This is a genomic window from Micromonospora sp. NPDC051006 (assembly GCF_044456245.1).
In the GTDB taxonomy this organism is placed as follows: domain Bacteria; phylum Actinomycetota; class Actinomycetes; order Mycobacteriales; family Micromonosporaceae; genus Micromonospora.
This window is the reverse complement of the sequence record NZ_JBITFP010000010.1, coordinates 59712-77973: the sequence shown is the minus strand read 5'-3', so window position 1 is coordinate 77973 and position 18262 is coordinate 59712. Positions and strand designations below refer to the sequence as shown.

Here is an 18262-nt window from a genome sequence, read left to right as displayed (position 1 = left end):
GGCTAGAGTCGCCTCGTGACAGCTACGACGCCGCGCCTGCTCCTCGTCGACGGACACTCCCTGGCATACCGGGCTTTCTTCGCCCTGCCGGTGGAGAACTTCTCCACCACGACGGGGCAGCCGACAAACGCCGTCTACGGCTTCACCTCGATGCTGATCAACGTGCTGCGCGACGAGCAGCCGACCCACATCGTCGTGGCGTTCGACGTGTCCCGCCACTCGTTCCGCACCGACCGCTACGCGGAATACAAGGCCGGCCGCAGCGAGACCCCGACCGACTTCAAGGGCCAGGTCAGCCTGGTCAAGGAGGTCCTGGCGGCGCTGCGCATCCCGGTGGTCGAGATGCCCGGCTACGAGGCCGACGACGTCATCGCCACCCTCGCCTGCCAGGCCCGTGACCAGGGCATGCAGGTGCTGATCACCACCGGCGACCGCGACGCGTTCCAGCTGGTGGGCGACCAGGTCACCGTGCTCTACCCGCGCAAGGGCGTCTCCGACCTGGCCCGGATGGACCCGGCGGCCGTCGAGACGAAGTACGGCGTCGGCCCGCAGCGCTACCGCGACCTGGCCGCCCTGGTCGGCGAGACCAGCGACAACCTGCCCGGTGTGCCCGGGGTCGGCCCGAAGACCGCCGCCAAGTGGATCAACATGTACGGCGGCGTGGAGGGTGTCGTCGCCCGGGCCGACGAGATCAAGGGCAAGGCCGGCGACAGTCTGCGCGAGCGGCTCGCCGACGTGATCCGCAACTACGAGATCAACTGCCTGGTCTCCGACCTGGAGCTGCCGCTGCGCCCGGAGGATTCCCGCTGGGCCGGTTGGGACCGGGAGGCGGTGCACCAGGTCTTCGACACCCTGGAGTTCCGCATCCTGCGCGACCGCCTCTACCAATATCTGGAGTCGGTCGAGCCGGAGGCCGAGTCGGGCTTCGACCTGGCCGGCGAGGTGCTCACCGAGCCGGGCGCGTTGACCGGCTGGCTCGCCGCGCACGCCCCGGCCGGCACCCCGGTCGGCGTGGCGGTCAAGCTCGACACCGGCCCCAACCGCCGGCACACCGCCGACCTGCTCGGCATGGCCCTGGCCTCCGCCGGCGGGGCCGCGGCCTGGTTCGACCCGAGTCGGCTCGACCCGGCCGACGAGGCGGCGCTGACCGGCTGGCTGGGCGACGGCGAGCGCCCCAAGGTGCTGCACGACGCCAAGCCGGCGCTGCTGGCGTTGGCCGCGCGCGGCTGGCCGCTGGACGGGGTGGTCCGCGACACCCAGATCGCCGCCTACCTGGCCCGCCCTGACCAGCGTTCCTACGACCTGACCGACCTCGCCCTGCGCTACCTGCACCGCGAGCTGCGGGTCGACGCGCCCGAGACCGGCCAGCTGACCCTCGACGGGCTCGGCGGCGACGGCGAGGCCGAGCAGAACCTGATGCTCCAGGCCCGGGCCACCCTCGACCTGGCCGACGCGATCGACGCCGAGCTCTCCCGCGACGGTGAGCAGTCCGCCCGGCTGATGTCCGGCGTGGAGCTGCCGCTGATGCGGGTGCTCGCCGCGATAGAGCGCACCGGCATCGCCGCCGACACGCACTACCTCTCCGAGCTGGAGGCGCACTTCGCCGCCGAGGTGAAGGCCGCCGCGCAGGGCGCCTACGAGGCGGTCGGGCGGGAGTTCAACCTGGGCTCGCCCAAGCAGTTGCAGGAGATCCTCTTCACCGAGCTGGGCCTGCCGAAGACCAAGAAGATCAAGACCGGTTACACCACTGACGCCGACGCCCTGCAGTGGCTCTACGCGCAGAACCCGCACCCGGTGCTGGCGCACCTGCTGCGGCACCGCGACGTGGCCAAGCTGAAGTCCACCGTCGACGGTCTGCTCAAGTCGGTCTCCGACGACGCCCGGATCCACACCACGTTCAACCAGACGGTGGCCGCCACCGGTCGGCTCTCCTCGACCGAGCCCAACCTGCAGAACATCCCCATCCGCACCGAGGAGGGGCGGCGGATCCGCCGCGCCTTCGTGGTGGGGGAGGGCTACGACTGCCTGCTCACCGCCGACTACAGCCAGATCGAGATGCGGATCATGGCGCACCTCTCCTCCGACGACGCGCTGATCGACGCGTTCAACTCCGGCGCCGACTTCCACGCCGCGACCGCGTCGTCGGTGTTCGAGGTGCCGCTCACCGAGGTCACCCCCGACCAGCGGCGCAAGATCAAGGCGATGAACTACGGCCTGGCCTACGGGTTGAGCGCGTTCGGGCTCTCCCAGCAGCTCGGGATCAGCGCCGAGGAGGCGCGCGGGCTGATGGAGAACTACTTCGCCGGGTTCGGCGGGGTGCGCGACTACCTGCAGGAGGTGGTCGCCCGGGCCCGCCGCGACGGCTACACCTCGACCATCCTGGGTCGCCGCCGCTACCTGCCCGACCTGGTCAGCGACAACCGGCAGCGGCGTGAGATCGCCGAGCGGATGGCGCTCAACGCCCCTATCCAGGGCTCCGCGGCCGACATCATCAAGGTAGCCATGCTGCGGGTCGACACCGCCCTGCGCGAGGCCGGGCTGCGCTCGCGGATGCTGCTGCAGGTGCACGACGAGCTGGTCTTCGAGGCGGCCCCGGGCGAGCGGCAGGCGCTCGAGGAACTGGTCCGCCGCGAGATGGGTGCCGCGCATCCGCTCTCGGTGCCGCTGGAGGTCTCCGTCGGCGAGGGTCGCGACTGGAACAGCGCCGACCACTGATCGGCGGGTCTACCGTCCCGGGCCCCGGCGTGACTCCGGCGGGGCGCCGCGGCGGTCGAGGGCCCGCCGGGACGGGCCGCCGGGCGGCGGCAGCGGCGCCTTGAGCGGGTCGTGCCCCCAGTTCATCAGGGAGTACCGCCACCGGGTGTCCCGGACGTCGCCGCTCGGCCGTTGCGCCATGTGCCGGCGGACGTATCCGACCACCTTCCGCATGTGCTTGAAGTCGGCCTCGGAGAGTTCGGCGCGCTTGCGGCGCAGCAGACCGATGATCCGCCGGCCGGACTCGTGCCCGACCGACTCACCGCCTCCGCCGCCCTTCCTGCGCCAGCCGACGTGCTTGGACTCGTCGCTCTCCAGCCACTTCGACAGCTCGCCGGGCTTCATGTTGACCGCCTCGGTGAACTCCCGGTAGGTGTCGCGGCCGTCGTCACGTCGACTCATGGCGCAACACCTCCGGTCGGTGGGCGACGTCGCGGCCCGAGTCGTCGTTGCGGATCCGGTACTGCGGCTCGTCCTGCGAGGCGTTCACGGCGTGCCCGCGCACATGCGTCCGGTCGACCAGCTTCTCCTTGACCACGCCGTACGCCCGGCCGCTGTGACTGGCCCAGGAGACGTGGTCGCCCTCGCGGAATTCCCTCTGCTCGGCCATACGCGGTGGCTACCCGGGCCCCGCCGGCCGAAACGGCCAGCCAGCGGCTCCCGGGCCGCCTGCGCGGCGCCGTGGGTGCTCATCCCGTGGTGGCGACCGCGCTCAGCCGGCGGGCTTCTCGGCCACGAAGATCGCGGTGCCGGGGAAGAGCCGCCCGCGCAGTGGGCTCCACTGCCCCCAGATCCCCTCGTGTCCCGCCGGCCACTCCGGCTCCACCAGGTCGACCAGCCGGAAACCGGCGTCGACCAGCTCCCGGATCCGGTCGCCGAGGGTGCGGTGCTGCTCCACGTAGCTGGCCACCCCGGCGTCGTCCTGCTCGACGTAGGGGGCGCGGTCGAAGTAGGAGTGCACCGCCCGCAGCCCGCCCTCGCCCGGGTCGTCGAGGAAGATCCACCGCATCGGGTGGGTGACCGAGTAGACCCAGCGGGCGCCGGGGCGCAGCACCCGGTACACCTCCCGCATCAGCGCGGCGGAGTCGGCCACGAACGGGATCGCCCCGAACGCCGTGCAGGCGGTGTCGAACGCCTCGTCGGCGAAGGGCAGGGCGAGCGCGTCGGCCTGCACCAGCGGCACGCGTACGCCGCTGCGCTCGGCGGCGAGCGCGGCGTGCCGCAACATGCCGGCGGACAGGTCCATCGCGACCGGCCGGGCGCCCTGGGTGGCCAGCCACCGGGCAGCGGCCGCGGCCCCGGCGCCGACCTCCAGGATGCGGCGGCCGGTCAGCTCGCCGAGCAGCCGGACGTCGGCCTCGCGCACCCCCTCCGGGCACCAGACGAAGTCCACCTCGCCAAGGAACGCCCCGTGCTCGGCCTGGTAGTCGTCGGCGTCGGCGTCCCACCACCCGCGGTTGGCCCGGCGGGCCTCGGTGTCACTGACCCGGCGCCGGGTCACCCGGCTGTCGTCGTCCACCCGCTCACGCTAGGGCTCATCGACGCCGCGATCGCGGCTGGGCCCGGCGTGGCGGCCGAGGTAAGTAGCGTGACAGATGTGACGCGCGAGACAGGTGGGACGGATTCCGGGTGATTTCTCGGCTTTCGCAGGTCACGAGGCGACGACCAGACGGGAGGGCTTGCACGCTGTGGTAATGCGCAGGGTAGGCTTGACGATGCGCTCGCGGATCGTGTGCCTCGGCAGGGAGCAGGTGCGCGGTCGACGAAGCCACCTGACGGCGCCACATCAATTCTCACTTGGCAGTCGTTCGGTGTGCCCGACGACGGATCCGCTGGCGCGACAGGGTCACCGCGACACCAGCCTGCAGTGACAACCCATCCGACCGGAGCAACCGCCCACATGACGAGCAGCATCGAGGCCCCCTCGAGCGCCACCAAGGTCACCGTCGACGACCTCGGCTCCGAGGAAGCTTTCCTCGCCGCGATCGACGAGACCATCAAGTACTTCAACGACGGCGACATTGTCGAAGGCACCGTCGTCAAGGTCGACCGGGACGAGGTCCTGCTCGACATCGGCTACAAGACCGAGGGTGTCATCCCCTCTCGTGAGCTGTCGATCAAGCACGACGTGGACCCGGCCGAAGTGGTCTCGGTTGGCGATCACATCGAGGCCCTTGTCCTCCAGAAGGAGGACAAGGAGGGGCGTCTGATCCTCTCGAAGAAGCGCGCTCAGTACGAGCGGGCCTGGGGCACGATCGAGAAGATCAAGGACGAGGACGGCGTCGTCCGCGGCTCGGTCATCGAGGTGGTCAAGGGTGGCCTCATCCTCGACATCGGGCTGCGCGGCTTCCTGCCCGCCTCCCTGGTCGAGATGCGGCGCGTGCGGGACCTGCAGCCGTACGTCGGGCGCGAGCTCGAGGCCAAGATCATCGAGCTGGACAAGAACCGCAACAACGTGGTCCTGTCCCGCCGGGCCTGGCTGGAGCAGACCCAGTCCGAGGTGCGCACCGAGTTCCTCAACAAGCTCCAGAAGGGCCAGGTCCGCAAGGGCGTCGTGTCCTCGATCGTCAACTTCGGCGCGTTCGTCGACCTCGGCGGCGTCGACGGTCTGGTGCACGTCTCCGAGCTCTCCTGGAAGCACATCGACCACCCGTCCGAGGTCGTCGAGGTGGGCCAGGAGGTCGAGGTCGAGGTCCTGGACGTCGACCTGGACCGCGAGCGGGTCTCGCTGTCGCTGAAGGCGACGCAGGAGGACCCGTGGCGGCAGTTCGCCCGCACCCACGCGATCCAGCAGATCGTGCCGGGTAAGGTCACCAAGCTGGTGCCGTTCGGCGCGTTCGTCCGGGTCGACGACGGCATCGAGGGCCTGGTCCACATCTCCGAGCTGGCCGAGCGCCACGTGGAGATCCCGGAGCAGGTCGTCCAGGTCGGCTCCGAGGTCATGGTCAAGGTCATCGACATCGACCTCGAGCGTCGCCGGATCTCGCTGTCGCTCAAGCAGGCCAACGAGGGCTTCGTCGAGGGCGAGGAGCACTTCGACCCGACCCTCTACGGCATGGCGGCGACCTACGACACCGAGGGCAACTACATCTACCCCGAGGGCTTCGACCCGGAGACGGGCGAGTGGCTCGAGGGCTACGACAAGCAGCGCGAGACCTGGGAGAACCAGTACGCCGAGGCTCGTCAGCGCTGGGAGGCGCACACCAAGCAGGTGCAGAACTCCCGCGCCGCCGACGCCGAGGCCGCTGCCAACCCGACTCCGGTCGTTCCCGCCGGTGGTGGCACCACCTCCTCGACCAGCCCGGCCCCGAGCCGGCAGGCCGAGGAGCCGGCCGGCACCCTGGCCACCGACGAGGCGCTCGCCGCTCTGCGGGAGAAGCTCGCCGGGGGCAAGTGACCCGAATGACGACTCCAGCTCGGTGCGTCTGACGCCGCGCAGTGCCCTGGAGCCGTTGCTGACGACGACGGGCCCCGTCCCGGCGATCATCCGATCGCCGGCGGCGGGGCCCTCGCCGTTTCCGCCGACGCCCGCCCCGCACAGGGCCGGCCGGTTGGCAGGGCGGGCTTGATCAGGTTGACTGGTGCCGTGCTGATGGTGGGGTTGACCGGCGGGATCGGGTCGGGCAAGAGCGCCGTGGCGGCCCGGCTCGCAGCGCTCGGCGCGCTGCTGATCGACGCCGATCAGGTGGCCCGTGAGGTGGTCGCGCCGGGCACCCCGGGGCTCGCCGAGATCGTCGAGGCCTTCTCCCCGGGGGTGCTGGCCGCCGACGGCAGTCTCGACCGCCCGGCGCTCGGCGCGCTGGTCTTCGCCGACGAGGCTGCCCGCCGCCGGTTGGAGGCGATCACCCACCCCCGGGTACGGGCCCGGACCGCCGAGCTGGCCGTCACGGCGGCGCCCGACGCGGTCGTGGTCAACGACGTGCCGCTCCTGGTCGAGGTGGGGCTCGCGCCCACGTACCACCTGGTGGTCGTGGTGCAGACGGCCGTGCCGACCCGGCTGGAGCGGCTGGCCCGCGACCGGGGGATGGATCGGGCGGAGGCCGAGCGACGGATCGCCGCGCAGGCCGACGACGCCCGCCGGCGGGCGGTGGCCGATGTGCTGCTGACCAACGACGGCAGCCTGGCCGAGCTGCACGACGCGGTCGACGCGCTCTGGCAGAACCGGCTGCTGCCCTACGAGCGGAACCTGCGCGAGCGGCGGGTGGCCCAACCGGAGCAGGTTCGGCTGGCCGAGCCGGACCCGACCTGGCCGCAGCAGTACGACCGGCTGGCCGCCCGGATCCGGCGCGCGATCGCCCCGGCCGAGTGGCGGATCGACCACATCGGCTCCACCGCCGTGCCCAAGCTGGCCGCGAAGGACGTCATCGACATCCAGCTCACCGTGCCGACCCTCGCCGAGGCCGACGGGCCGCTCGTCCAGCGGCTGGCCGACGCCGGCTTCCCGCGCATGCCGGGCCAGTGGTGGGACAGCCCCCGGGCGGCCGGCCGGGGCCGTTGGGACAAGCGGCTGCACGCCAGTGCCGACCCGGGCCGCCCGGTCAACCTGCACATCCGCGCGGCGGACTCCCCGGGCTGGCGGTACGCGCTGCTGACCCGCGACCACCTGCGCGCCGATCCGGACCAGCGGTCCGCGTACCTGCTGCTCAAGCGGGAGCTGGCGGCGACCGCGCCGGACAGCACCACCTACACCACCGCGAAGGACCCGTGGTTCGACGAGGAGCACCTGCGCGCCGAGGAGTGGGCGGCGCAGACCGGCTGGCGGCCCTGACCGCCGGGCCGCCGATGCTCCGGCCCGGTCAGCGGCCCGATGCCGCCGTCGGGGCCCGGCCGGCCGGCCGCTGCGGCGCGGGCAGCCGGGGCACCGTGCCGGGACTGAGGTCCAGCTGCGCCCAGACGCCCGGCCGGGTGTGCAGCTCGACCCGGCGCAGCAGGCCCGCCCGGTCGATCCAGTAACGCAGCCGGGTCCGGGAGGTACCCAGCTCGATTACGTCCACCGTCCGCCCGGCCAGAGTGTCCTGCCGCAGCCGCACCGGCGAGCCGGACGGCGCCGTGCGGCCCGCGGCGAGGGCCGCGTCGACCAGCACGGTCAGCTCGTCCGACCCGACCCGCGGCGAGCGCCAGGTGGCGCCGGACGGCGGCGGCAGTGGGGGCCGGCCCGGCTGCTCCGGGTCACCGGCGGCAGGCACGTCCGCCCGGGAGCTCCCGGCCCGGTCCCGGCGCAGCAGCGTTCGGCGATCCGGTACGCCGAGGTCGGTCACCGCCAGGTAGGCGGCGCCGGCGCTCCAACTCAGCCAGCCCGCCCCGCGCAGGTTCGTCTCCCGCCCGACCGGGGCGGTGAGCGTCGCCGTCGCGCCGCCACGGGCTCGCAACCGCCCGGGCAGGCGGTCCAGTCGGGCCTGCTCGCCGGCGGTCAGCGCGCGGGGCAGCCCGGGTCGACCACCGAGGGCGTCGACCGGGCGCAGGGTCGGCCGGTCCGTCCGGTTCAGCGTCACGGTCACCGGCCCCGAGCCGGACAGCCGGGCGGTCAGCCGGTGCAGCCGGGCCTCCCGGTCCACCCAGTACCGCGGCAGGTCGTCCGGATCGGCCGCCGGACTCGGCGTGCCCGCGACGGCGGGTGCCGGCAGCGGCGCGGCCAGGACGTCCACCGGCCCGGCCGCCAGGCTCTCCTGGCGCACCCAGCGGGCACCGGACCCACGCAACGCCGCGGGGGGTTCCGCGCGGTCGGCGGCGAGGCCGAAGAGCAGCTTGAGCACGGGCGCCAGGGCGCCCCCGGCGGGCAGGTCGTGCAGCCGCCAGCGGTCGGCGGGCGGCACCAGCGGAGGCGGCGCCGCAGTGGGTACCGCCGCCGGGTCGGGGCGGATCACCAGCACCGACGGGGTGGCCTGGAGCAGGCCGCGCTCCGCGCCCGCGCCCGGTCCGCCGACGTCGAGGTAGAGCAGCGGGCGGGACCAGTCGACCCAGCCCACCAGCTCGGTGCGGGCCGCCCCGTCGCCGACCGTCACGTGCAGCCCGGCGCGCAGGTCGCGGTAGTTGGTGACCCGTACCGCGGCCAGCCGTTCGCTCTCGGGGACGGTCAGCGCCCGGGGCGGTTCGACCGGATCGGGAGCCCAGCTGAGCAACCCGAGCACCAGGCCCACAGCGGAGAGGACAGCGACCCCGCCGAGCAGCGCCAGCAGACCCCGCCGGCGGCGGCTGGTGACCCGGGGCAGGAACCCGGAGTCGTCGGGGCCGCCGCCTCCGCCGGGCGAAACCGCGGGGGTCGCCAGGGCAGAAATGGCCGGGACGGCGGAGCCGGTCGGCCGGGGTCGGTCGGCCGGAGAGGTCGTCGGGGGGTCCGGGCGAGCGGCCCGGGCGGGGGACGTGTCCACGCGTTGTTGAACGGGCGGGACACGGGTGGGGTGACGAATAGGGGCGCTCGCGGCGGCCGGTCAGCGCCTCGAGCGCGACCACCACGGGTGCGCACGCCGGGCACGCCGGGTGCTGCGACCCCTGTGCCGGGGGTGGCCTGCCGTGATGACGGCTGGGCCACCGGCCCGGTCGGCCGCCGCGAGCGGCCTACGGAAAGAGCGTAGCCGGGTGGCATGTGCCACACAATGGAATATCGAAGCTGATCAGGTGCCTCCCCGAGACGGCGGATCGTGTCGGACCTCCGGCGTACCGTTGAGGTCATGGCGCTCGACATTCCCCGGCTGGACGGCCGCTTCCAGGTCGTCAGTGAATTTCAGCCCGCCGGTGACCAGCCGGCGGCCATCGACGACCTGGAGCGCCGGGTCCGGCGCGGCGACCGCAACACCGTGCTGCTGGGCGCGACCGGCACCGGCAAGAGCGCCACCACGGCGTGGCTGATCGAGCGGTTGCAGCGGCCGACCCTGGTGCTGGCGCCCAACAAGACACTCTGCGCGCAGCTGGCCAAGGAGTTCAGCGAGCTGCTGCCGCACAACGCCGTCGAATACTTCGTCTCCTACTACGACTACTACCAGCCCGAGGCCTACATCCCGCAGACCGACACCTACATCGAGAAGGACTCCTCGATCAACGAGGAGGTGGAGCGGCTGCGGCACTCGGCGACCATGTCGCTGCTCACCCGCCGCGACGTGATCGTGGTGGCCACCGTCTCGGCGATCTACGGCCTGGGCACACCTGAGGAATACCTCGACCGCGCGGTCCGGGTCGCCGTCGGGCAGGAGCTCGACCGCGACCAGCTGCTGCGCCGGCTGGTCGACATCCAGTACACCCGCAACGACATGGCCTTCAACCGGGGCACCTTCCGGGTCCGCGGCGACACGCTGGAGATCATCCCGGCCTACGAGGAGCTCGCCGTCCGGGTGGAGCTCTTCGGCGACGAGGTGGAGAAGCTCTACTACCTCAACCCGCTCACCGGTGACGTGGTCCGCGAGGTCGACCAGCTGGTGATCTTCCCCGCCACGCACTACGCCGCCGGCCCGGAGCGGATGGAGCGGGCGATTCGCGACATCGAGGTCGAGCTGGCCGAGCGGCTGGCCGAGCTGGAGCGGCAGGGCAAGCTGCTCGAGGCGCAGCGGCTGCGGATGCGCACCACCTACGACATCGAGATGATGCGCCAGGTCGGGTTCTGCTCCGGCATCGAGAACTACTCGATGCACATGGACGGGCGGCTGCCCGGCAGCCCGCCGCACTGCCTGCTCGACTACTTCCCCGACGACTTCCTCACCGTGGTCGACGAGTCGCACGTGACGATCCCGCAGATCGGCGGCATGTACGAGGGCGACGCGTCGCGTAAGCGGATGCTCATCGACCACGGCTTCCGGCTGCCCAGCGCCGCCGACAACCGGCCACTGCGCTTCGACGAGTTCCTGGAGCGGGTCGGCCAGATGGTCTACCTCTCCGCGACCCCGGGCCCGTGGGAGTTGGAGCAGGCCCAGGGCGAGTTCGTCGAGCAGGTGATCCGCCCGACCGGTCTGATCGACCCCGAGGTCATCGTCAAGCCGACCAAGGGCCAGATCGACGACCTGATGCACGAGATCAAGCTGCGTACCGAGCGCGACGAGCGGGTCCTGGTCACCACGCTGACCAAGAAGATGGCCGAGGACCTGTCCGACTACCTCCTGGAGAACGGCATCCGGGTGCGTTACCTGCACTCCGAGGTCGACACCCTGCGCCGGGTGGAGCTGCTGCGCGAGCTGCGCAAGGGCGACTACGACGTGCTGGTCGGCATCAACCTGCTCCGGGAGGGCCTCGACCTGCCCGAGGTGTCCCTGGTGGCGATCCTCGACGCCGACAAGGAGGGGTTCCTGCGCAGCGGCCGGTCGCTGATCCAGACCATCGGCCGGGCCGCCCGAAACGTCTCCGGCCAGGTGCACATGTACGCCGACAAGATCACGCCGTCGATGGCGGACGCGATCGACGAGACCAACCGTCGGCGCGAGAAGCAGACCGCGCACAACGAGGCGCACGGCATCAGCCCCGAGCCGCTGCGCAAGAAGATCCACGACATCCTGGACGACATCTACCGCGAGGCCGAGGACACCGAGCAGAACACCCGGGTCGGCGGCGCGGTGCGGCAGCTGTCCCGGGGCAAGGCGCCGGTCAAGGAGACCCGCAGCCGTGGCCGGGCCGCCACCGGCGGCACCTCCCGCGAGGGGATGGCCCGGGCCGACCTGGCCCAGCTCATCCAGGAGCTCAACGACCAGATGCTCGCCGCCGCGCGGGAGCTGCAGTTCGAGCTGGCCGCGCGGATCCGTGACGAGGTCGTCGACCTGAAGAAGGAGCTGCGCGGCATGGACGCCACCGGGGTGAAGTGACCGATGGCGGCCCTCGCGCCGGTCGGTGAGGTGGTGCTGGGCCTGCCCGACGCCCGGCTTCGCCCGTTCGTCGACCGGTACGTCGGCTACCGCGAACGCGCCGATCTGCCACTGGTCCGCCGAGAGGTCGCCGGCGCGTTCGTGGTGCTCATCCTCGGCTGGGGCGCTCCGCTCGACGTGGTCGTCCCGCACAGCGACGAGCGGAGCGCCTACCGCGTCGACTCCTTCGTCGCCGGCACCTTCGACCGCTGGTGCACCACCCGCACGATCGGCGTCGGCCAGGGAGCCGAGCTTCTGCTCGCGCCGCTGGCCGCCCGGCGGATCCTGGGTGTGCCGCTCGGCGAGCTGACCAACCGGGCGGTCGGCGCGGCCGCGCTCCCCGGCGGCTGGCTCGACCGGCTCCGAGACCGGCTCGCCTCGGCGGTCACCTGGCCGCAGCGGTTCGCGCTGCTCGACGCGGCGATCACCGCCCGGCTGGCCGGCTCGACGCCGGTGGACGCCCGGGTGGCCTGGGCGTGGCGGCGGCTGACGGCCAGCGGTGGGCGGGTCGGCATCGGGTCGCTCGCCGACGAGCTGGGCTGGAGCCGACGCCACCTGGCCGCCCGGTTCCGCCACGAGGTGGGGCTGCCGCCGAAGACCACCGCCCGGCTGCTGCGCTTCCAGCACGCCTACGCGGCGCTGGCCGCCCCGCCGCTGCCAACGGGTGACACTTCTACCGGGCCATCGGGGGCCTTGGCCGTCGGGCCGGGCGGGCTCTCCGCCGGGTCGGGCCAGGGAGGGTCGGCGGTGGTGGCCGGCGGCTGGGCCGAGGTGGCGGCCCGCCACGGCTACTACGACCAGTCGCACCTGATCCGGGAATTCCGCGAGTTCGCCGGGGACACCCCGACCGCTCTGCTCGCCGCTGCTGAGGCCCCGACATCCCGGACGTAGCGCGACCCTGGGGCCCGCGGGGGAGGTCACATTCGTCCAATACTCGCCGCCGCGACGGCGCCAGACTCGGCGGTATGCGAACCCTCTATCCCGTCTTCCGCTACCCCGATGCCCGGGCGGCCGTCGACTGGCTCCGGGCCGCGTTCGGCTTCCAGGTCCACGCCGTGCACGACGCGCCGGACGGCACGGTGGCGCACGCCGAACTCGTCCTGGACACCGGCATGATCATGCTCGGCGAGAGGTCCACGTCGCGCCCGCGGCCGGCCGAGGACGACTGGGCGTTGTACGTGGCGGTCGACGACGTCGACGCGCACTGCGCCCGGGCGCGCGCCGCAGGCGCGGAGATCATCCGGGAACCCGCCGACACCGACTACGGCTCCCGCGACTACGCCGCCCGCGACCTCGACGGCAACGTGTGGAGCTTCGGCACCTACCGACCCTGAGCCGCGCTTCGTCGGGGAGCCGGTCGCGAGCCGCCTACCGACCCTGAGCCGTGCTTCGTCGGGGAGCCGGTCGCGAGCCGCCGACCCGGCGGGGCCCACCGCTGATCGGCCCCGGCATCGTGTCCGATCGCGCCTCGGCGGGTCGATGACCAGGCCGGATACGGCGCCGGAGGGGGCCGGGGCGGCGGCGGGGCCGATCGGCTTTGATTGCGTTGCGCGAGCGAGGTATTGCAGTGGGTGACGGTCCTGCGTAATCTCCCTCGGTGGGGAGGCCGGGAATGCCGTTGCCAACGAGTCCTGTCATTCGCCGTGTGCGACTCGGCGCCGAGCTGCGCCAGCTGCGCCGGCGCGAAGCGTTGACCCTGGAACAGGTCTGCGACCGGCTGGGGTGGGCCTCCACGTCCAAGCTGTCCCGCATCGAGCTGGGCCAGAGCCGTCCTGACCTGGCCGACGTGCTCGACCTGCTGGACGTCTACCAGGTGCCGACGTCGACCCGGGACGCGCTCATCGTCATCGCCCGGGACGCCGCCACCAGCCGGGGCTGGTGGAAGGCGCTGGGCGAGATGGGGGAGCGGCAGCGCACCTACGCCGAACTTGAGGCGGGTGCGGCGCGCATCGTCGAGTATCAGCCGGCCGTCGTGCCGGGGCTGCTGCAGACGCCCGCGTACGCCCGGCTGCGGATCGCTGCCGGCGCCACGCTCGACCCGGAGGTCGATGTGGACGCGGAGGTGCGCGCCCGCGCGGTGCGGCAGGAGGTGCTGCGTCGGGCCGACCCGCCCCGGTACACCGCGCTGCTGGCCGAAGCCGTCTGCGACCCGGGGGAGATGCCGGTCGAGGTCTGGCGGGAGCAGGTGCGGCACCTGGTGGCGTTGACCGGGCTGTCGAACGTGACCGTGCGGCTGCTGCCCCGTGGTGCGGTGGCGCACGGCGGCCTGCATGCGCTCACGCCGTACTCCTGCTATGCCTTTCCCGACCCGGCGGACCCCCGCACCGTGATGCTGGAGGCGCTCACCACCGACGTGCGGCTGGCCACCGTCGCGGATGTCGACCGGTACGACCGGCTAACCGAGGCGCTGCTGGACGCCGCGCTCCCGGCGGAGGAGACGGTGACCGCGCTGGCCCGCGGCATCGGCGACTGAGCGGGCGCGCCGCCCGGCTCGCGCGGTCACCGGGCCCGGCGCCCCCGAGCCCGTCGGGACCGGTGGTCCGCGCGTGCGTCCGCACGGTAGGCGACGGGTACGACAGCTGCGGTCAGGCCGGCACGTCGAGGAAGTGTTCGACGTGTGGCGGGCTGGCGAAGTGTGGGCCGATCAGCTCCCGCCACCGGGTGAACCGCTCGGTGCCGCGGAAGTTCTCGTTGTGTGCCTCGACCGAGTCCCACTCGACCAGCAGCACGAACCGGGACGGGGACTCGATTCCCCGGGTCATCCGGACCGACCGGCAGCCGGGCGTGCCGGCGAGCACCGGATGCCCCTGGGCGTACGCGGCGGCGAACGCGTCCTCGTTGCCGGGCAGTACGTCGATCAGCGCGACCTCAAGCACCATGCCGGAAGCCTCCCACGGCGGCCGACCCCACCGGTGTCGCGGGGTCTGTTCTCAGGCCCGCGCCGGCCCTAGGGTGGGCGCGCGGAAGGGAGTGGGAATGATCGACTGGCTCACCGGCACGGCGTTCACCGTGGCCGGCACCGGCACCACCTGGGCGGAGCTGCTCGGCTTCGCCACCGGCGTGGTCAACGTCTGGTTGGTGGCCCGGCAGCGGATCGCGAACTGGCCGGTCGGCATCGCCAACGTGCTGCTGCTCATGCTGTTGTTCTGGACCGCCGGCCTCTACGCCGACGCCGGACTGCAGATCGTCTACGTCGGACTGGGCCTCTACGGCTGGTGGCACTGGCTCTTCGGCGGGGAGCAACGAAGCCGGCTCACCGTGAGTCGGACGGGGCGGCGCGAGTGGCTGGCGCTGGCCGTCGCCGGAGTGCTGCTCACCGCCGGCCTCTGGGCCCTGCTGGACCGGGCCACCGACTCCACGGTGCCCTTGCCGGACGCGCTGACCACGGCGCTCTCCCTGCTGGCCACGTACGGGCAGACCCGCAAGCGGGTGGAGAGCTGGTGGCTGTGGATCGCCGCCGACCTGATCTACATCCCGCTCTACGCGTACAAGGGGCTGTACCTGACCGCTGCCCTGTACCTGGTCTTCCTCGCCCTCTGCGTGCTCGGGCTGCGCACCTGGCGCGCCGACCTGCGCCGGGCCGAGCAGCCGACCCCCGTGCCGCCCGGCCCGGCCCCGGTGACCGCTTGACCAGCCAGGAGGCGGTGCGCGGGGAGCAGGCCGCTGACCTGGGGGCCGGCCCGGTGGCACCGGAGTTCCGGCACGGGATGGTGGTGGGCAAGTTCTATCCGCCGCACGCCGGGCACCACGCCCTGATCGCGGCCGCGGCCGCCCGGTGCGCGGCGGTCACCGTGGTGGTGGCCCCGTCCCGCCGGGAGTCCATCCCGCTCGCGCTCCGGCTCGACTGGCTGCGCGAGGTGCACGCGGAGACGCCGTGGGTCCGCTTCGTCGGCCGGTACGACGACCACCCGGTGGACTACGCCGACCCGGCGATCTGGGACGCGCACTGTGCGGTGTTCCGCGAGGCCGTCGGCGAGACGCCGGTGGACGCCGTCTTCTCCTCCGAGGCGTACGGCGTGGAGCTGGCCCGGCGCTTCGACGCCGTGCCGGTGGCGGTGGATCCGGATCGGCGGACCGTGCCGGTCTCCGGTACCGCCGTGCGCGCGGACCCGGCGGGCCACTGGCGGTGGCTGGCCCCGCCGGTGCGGGCCTGGTTCGTGAAGCGGGTGGTGGTGGTCGGCGCCGAGTCGACCGGCACCACCACCATGGCCGGCGCGCTCGCCGCCCACTACCGCACCAAATGGGTGCCGGAGTACGGCCGGGAGCTGACCGCGCGCAAGCTCGCCCGCCTGCGCGAGCGGCAGCCGGCGGCGACCGTTTTCGACGTGGTCTGGGACTCCGGCGACTTCCGGGAGGTGGTCCGGGAGCAGCGGGCGGCCGAGGACGCCGCGGCCCGGGTGTGCGGCCCGTTGCTGATCTGCGACACCGACGCGCGGGCCACCGCCGTCTGGGAGGAGCGCTACCTCGGCGCCGCGTCCCCGGCGGTACGCGCCGCCGCCCGGCGACCCGCGTTGTACCTGCTCACCGACGACCGGGGCGTGCCGTTCACCGATGACGGCCTGCGCGACGGGGCGCACCTGCGAGCCTGGATGACCGACCGGTTCCGGGTCGAGCTGGCCGACTGCGGGGTGCCGGTGGTGGAGCTGACCGGCCCGCACGAGGAACGGCTGGCCCGGGCGGTCGCGGCCTGCGACGCGCTGCTCGCCGCGGGTTGGCCCCTGGCCGACCCGTTGGCCCCGCCCATTGGAAACCCAGCCTCCTAGGACGCCCTTTCGGTGTGCCACCCGACACGCCGCCGTGCTATTCCGAGCGGGGACGTGTCCGGTACCACCGGTGCCCGACGTGCGATCACCGCGGGCGGTACGCCACAATGGTGATCGAGGAGGGGAGTATTCCCTCGCGACGGAGTCGTCAGCACGGTCGACCACCCCTCAGTGGCGCGACCCGGCCCCGTCGGTCACCGCCAGCCGGTGACGGAAGAGACCTCCGACAGTCACCAGAGTGAGCGTCACCGGCACACCACGTCCTCGCAGGGCGTACGGTGTGCCGGTCGCCGCGTGTCTGCCGGAGGAATGAACGTTGGACGTGTCCGGATTGGTGTGGGCGGGAACGCTCGTCGCACTGACTGCGGTCCTGCTCGTCGACCTGCTGATCATCGGTCGACGCCCGCACGAGCCGAGCGTGCGTGAGTCGAGCCTCTGGGTCGGCTTCTACGTCGGCCTGGCCCTGCTCTTCGGAGCGGGGATCTGGCTGACCGCCGGCCCCAGCGCGGCCGGCCAGTTCTACACCGGCTGGCTGACCGAGTACAGCCTCTCGGTCGACAACCTCTTCGTCTTCGTGATCATCATGGCCCGGTTCGCGGTGCCCCGGCAGTACCAGCAGAAGGTGCTGCTCGTCGGCATAGTGCTGGCGCTGCTGATGCGCGGCGGGTTCATCGCCGCCGGCGCGGCGCTGATCTCCCAGTTCTCCTGGGTGTTCTACATCTTCGGCGCGTTCCTGATCTACACCGCGATCAACCTGGCCCGCCAGGGGGAGCCCGACGAGGACGAGTTCTCCGAGAACGTGCTGATCCGGTGGAGCCGCAAGGCGCTGCCGATCTCGAAGGCGTACGACGGGGGGCGGCTGACCACCCACGAGGGCGGTCGCCGGCTGTTCACCCCGCTGCTGATCGTGATGATCGCGATCGGCACCACCGACCTGATCTTCGCGCTGGACTCGATCCCGGCGATCTTCGGCATCACCCAGGAGCCGTACCTGGTCTTCACCGCCAACGTCTTCGCCCTGATGGGGCTGCGGCAGCTCTACTTCCTGCTCGGCGGCCTGCTCGACCGGTTGATCTACCTCAGCTACGGCCTGGCCGTGGTGCTCGGCTTCATCGGGGTGAAGCTGGTGCTGGAGGCGCTCGCCGACAACAACCTGCCGTTCATCAACGGCGGCGAGCACGTCGGCTGGGCCCCGCACATCCCGATCTGGCTCTCCCTGCTGGTCATCCTCGGCACCCTGCTGGTGGCCACGGTGGCCAGCCTGGTCAAGTCCGCTCGGGACCGGCGTCGGGAGCTGGCCGAGGCGCGCGGCTGACGACCGGGCCGTTCGCGGCCTGACAGCATCGAGGGGCGCCTCCGGAACCGGGGGCGCCCCTCGACGCGTACGGCTCGCGTCGCGGGTGGGTCGGTCACGAGTGGGGTGGCGTCGGGCGTGGGCCGCGATAGGGCAGGGTGGCGCTGTAGACCACGTTGGTGGTGGTGCTGCCGAACGAGGCGAGCTCGTTGACGATCTGTTCGAGATGCGCCATCGACGTGGCCGCCACCTTCAGCACGTAACAGTCGTCGCCCGTGGTGCGCAGGCACTCCAGGATCTCCGACCGCCGCTCCAGCAGCTGGCGGAGCGGTTCGTGGCGGCTGCCGGGATACTTGAGCCGCACCACCGCGAGCACGGCGAAGCCCGCCTTGGGCAGGTCGACCTCGGCGCGGTAACCGGTGATCACACCGGTCGCCTCCAGCCGCCTGACGCGTTCGGTGGTGGCCGACGCGCTCAGCTTGACCCGGCGACTGAGCTCGGTGATCGGCAGGCGACCGTCGTTCTGAAGTTCGACCAGGATCGACCAATCGACGGCATCAAGATTCTCGGCCACGCAGTCAATTTAGCGCCGAATCCACGGCAGATGCCAGCGATGGCCGGGAACATCGCGT

Annotated in this window: 16 protein-coding genes; 10 read left to right on the top strand and 6 right to left on the bottom strand. The window is 72.5% G+C overall.

Going from position 1 to position 18262, the window contains the following annotated elements; genetic code table 11:
• Positions 1-15 precede the first annotated feature (15 nt).
• The gene (gene polA / locus ACIBBA_RS17650; protein ID WP_396698390.1) at positions 16-2715 is read left to right on the top strand and encodes a DNA polymerase I; all 2700 of its coding nucleotides are present in this window, start codon (positions 16-18) and stop codon (positions 2713-2715) included.
• Between the two features lie 9 nt (positions 2716-2724).
• Here polA and ACIBBA_RS17645 read toward each other — a convergent pair whose 3' ends face one another.
• The 3 genes from ACIBBA_RS17645 to ACIBBA_RS17635 form a co-directional block, all read right to left on the bottom strand.
• Positions 2725-3156 carry a DUF3140 domain-containing protein gene (locus tag ACIBBA_RS17645; protein ID WP_396698388.1) on the bottom strand — a complete coding sequence of 144 codons (432 nt, stop codon included), beginning with the start codon at positions 3154-3156 and terminating at the stop codon, positions 2725-2727.
• Positions 3143-3364, bottom strand: coding sequence for a DUF2945 domain-containing protein (locus ACIBBA_RS17640; protein ID WP_350872596.1), 222 nt, complete (start codon positions 3362-3364; stop codon positions 3143-3145). The genes ACIBBA_RS17645 and ACIBBA_RS17640 overlap by 14 nt, the downstream gene beginning before the upstream one ends.
• Positions 3365-3466: 102 nt before the next feature.
• A complete protein-coding gene (locus ACIBBA_RS17635) occupies positions 3467-4273 on the bottom strand; it encodes a class I SAM-dependent methyltransferase (RefSeq protein WP_396698386.1) in 807 nt (268 codons plus the stop codon).
• Between the two features lie 381 nt (positions 4274-4654).
• Between ACIBBA_RS17635 and rpsA the strand changes: the two genes are divergently transcribed.
• Together rpsA and coaE are read left to right on the top strand one after the other, a co-directional pair.
• Positions 4655-6151, top strand: a complete 1497-nt coding sequence (gene rpsA / locus ACIBBA_RS17630) for a 30S ribosomal protein S1 (RefSeq protein ID WP_350872599.1) — start codon at positions 4655-4657, stop codon at positions 6149-6151.
• Positions 6152-6340: 189 nt separating this feature from the next.
• Positions 6341-7522, top strand: a complete 1182-nt coding sequence (gene coaE / locus ACIBBA_RS17625; RefSeq protein WP_396698384.1) for a dephospho-CoA kinase — start codon at positions 6341-6343, stop codon at positions 7520-7522.
• A gap of 28 nt (positions 7523-7550) precedes the next feature.
• Here the strand turns inward: coaE and ACIBBA_RS17620 are convergent, their stop codons facing one another.
• On the bottom strand, positions 7551-9122 hold the full coding sequence (locus ACIBBA_RS17620; RefSeq protein ID WP_396698382.1) for a hypothetical protein: 1572 nt from the start codon (positions 9120-9122) through the stop codon (positions 7551-7553).
• Positions 9123-9422: 300 nt separating this feature from the next.
• Between ACIBBA_RS17620 and uvrB the strand changes: the two genes are divergently transcribed.
• The 4 genes from uvrB to ACIBBA_RS17600 all read left to right on the top strand — a co-directional run bounded on the left by uvrB (position 9423) and on the right by ACIBBA_RS17600 (position 14046).
• Entirely contained in the window at positions 9423-11534 is a 2112-nt protein-coding gene (gene uvrB / locus ACIBBA_RS17615) for an excinuclease ABC subunit UvrB (RefSeq protein WP_350872604.1), read from the top strand.
• Positions 11535-11537: 3 nt separating this feature from the next.
• A complete protein-coding gene (locus tag ACIBBA_RS17610) occupies positions 11538-12464 on the top strand; it encodes a helix-turn-helix domain-containing protein (RefSeq protein WP_396698379.1) in 927 nt (308 codons plus the stop codon).
• Positions 12465-12538: 74 nt separating this feature from the next.
• Positions 12539-12907, top strand: coding sequence for a VOC family protein (locus ACIBBA_RS17605; RefSeq protein ID WP_396698377.1), 369 nt, complete (start codon positions 12539-12541; stop codon positions 12905-12907).
• A 278-nt stretch (positions 12908-13185) separates the two neighbouring features.
• Positions 13186-14046, top strand: coding sequence for a helix-turn-helix domain-containing protein (locus ACIBBA_RS17600; RefSeq protein WP_396698375.1), 861 nt, complete (start codon positions 13186-13188; stop codon positions 14044-14046).
• Between the two features lie 112 nt (positions 14047-14158).
• Here ACIBBA_RS17600 and ACIBBA_RS17595 read toward each other — a convergent pair whose 3' ends face one another.
• On the bottom strand, positions 14159-14452 hold the full coding sequence (locus tag ACIBBA_RS17595; protein WP_396698373.1) for an antibiotic biosynthesis monooxygenase family protein: 294 nt from the start codon (positions 14450-14452) through the stop codon (positions 14159-14161).
• A 97-nt stretch (positions 14453-14549) separates the two neighbouring features.
• Between ACIBBA_RS17595 and pnuC the strand changes: the two genes are divergently transcribed.
• The 3 genes from pnuC to ACIBBA_RS17580 all read left to right on the top strand — a co-directional run bounded on the left by pnuC (position 14550) and on the right by ACIBBA_RS17580 (position 17651).
• The gene (gene pnuC / locus ACIBBA_RS17590) at positions 14550-15203 is read left to right on the top strand and encodes a nicotinamide riboside transporter PnuC (protein WP_396698371.1); all 654 of its coding nucleotides are present in this window, start codon (positions 14550-14552) and stop codon (positions 15201-15203) included.
• Positions 15200-16336, top strand: a complete 1137-nt coding sequence (locus ACIBBA_RS17585) for an AAA family ATPase (RefSeq protein ID WP_396698369.1) — start codon at positions 15200-15202, stop codon at positions 16334-16336. The genes pnuC and ACIBBA_RS17585 overlap by 4 nt, the downstream gene beginning before the upstream one ends.
• Before the next feature lie 316 nt (positions 16337-16652).
• The gene (locus tag ACIBBA_RS17580; RefSeq protein ID WP_350872612.1) at positions 16653-17651 is read left to right on the top strand and encodes a TerC family protein; all 999 of its coding nucleotides are present in this window, start codon (positions 16653-16655) and stop codon (positions 17649-17651) included.
• Positions 17652-17745: 94 nt separating this feature from the next.
• Here the strand turns inward: ACIBBA_RS17580 and ACIBBA_RS17575 are convergent, their stop codons facing one another.
• Positions 17746-18204: an Lrp/AsnC family transcriptional regulator gene (locus ACIBBA_RS17575; RefSeq protein WP_396698367.1), complete on the bottom strand. Its 459-nt coding sequence runs from the start codon at positions 18202-18204 to the stop codon at positions 17746-17748.
• Between the last annotated feature and the right edge of the window lie 58 nt (positions 18205-18262).